We start from the raw sequence: 1,084 nt of genomic DNA, 5'->3' as shown, positions 1-1,084 counted from the left end.
TCTTCAGCCCCCGCGCGGTCTCGGTGTTTGTGATGGAACCATCCGGTAGTCCGCGGAATGTGCTGCCGGTAGTGATCAGTGATCTGGAACAGCGCGGCGGTCTGGTCAGTGTCCGCGCCGGTCACCTCAGCGCCGAGATCACCGCCGCAGCCGCGGCGGACCTCGACCTGGTTCCCGGGATGAAGGTGTTCTTCGTGGTCAAGTCCACCGGAGTGAGCCTTTATCCACATTAATTCGGAAGGGACCCGCAGCCTGAGCTACGGGTCCCTTCCTGTTCAGTTGCATTCCAGTCCACCGGGTTACGGTGCTGGGGCCACCTCCGCTTCTGTGGCTTCCGACGTGACCTGAACCGGTGTGCCATCGGCGTCGGTGAAGGTCGCAACAACCTGTAGCTGGAATCCTTCTTCCGCCTCCGTGATGACGAACTCTCCGGTGGTGTTGTTCTGAGTCGTGGCGGCGTTTGTATCTCCGCCCTCACCGACAGCGACTGCCTGCAGTTCGAAGGCGACACCTTCCGCCGCAGGATCGATATCAGCCGTCACGGTTACCGTGTCGCCAACAGCTGCGACAACCTCATCCAGTGTCACTGTATCCGCGGGCAATGCGACTGGGGCTGCAACGCCATTAGAAACATCCACCGATTCATCGCTGAACTGAAGAACATCGATGCTTTTCAGAACATCTGAACGGATGTCCGGTTCCAAGATGTTGGTGACACGAATGGCACCGTCTGGCAGTTCCTCAATAGTGAACTCGGCCCGCGTTTCCGCGTAGACAACGGTGTTCGTCACCTCAGCCTGGTCCGAATCGGCATCCATGATCCTCCGTTCAATGTACAGGTCTCCCGGGTTGATTTGCCCGGCAAAGATCCGTACCTGGAAGGCGGTGATCGACTTTTGCCGTTCAACTACAGGCTCCGTTTCGCCGCCTGGCCGCCAGACTACGTTGACATCAAGCCACGCGTCGCCATCGACAAAGTTCTGTCCTAGTCGAGGCTCAATGAGGTCGTTGCCCGGGCCGCCAAGGATGATGTTGTTGTTGAAATCATTCTCATCGGTTGGCTCGCCCACCAGGAACGGCAGGG

Annotated in this window: 1 protein-coding gene and 1 pseudogene; one reads left to right on the top strand and one right to left on the bottom strand. The window is 58.7% G+C overall.

Going from position 1 to position 1,084, the window contains the following annotated elements:
* Nucleotides 1–233, top strand: a 233-nt coding sequence (locus K728_RS18535) for a TOBE domain-containing protein (RefSeq protein WP_035747303.1), incomplete at its 5' end; no start/stop codon positions are given.
* Nucleotides 234–299: 66 nt separating this feature from the next.
* Here K728_RS18535 and K728_RS23100 read toward each other — a convergent pair.
* Nucleotides 300–1,084: pseudogene (locus K728_RS23100) on the bottom strand (hypothetical protein); the annotation flags it as partial.

This window comes from Arthrobacter sp. CAL618, assembly GCF_000468215.1.
Lineage (GTDB): Bacteria > Actinomycetota > Actinomycetes > Actinomycetales > Micrococcaceae > Arthrobacter_D.
The sequence above is the reverse complement of the archived record's forward strand: the minus strand, read 5'-3'. Positions and strand labels throughout refer to the sequence as shown.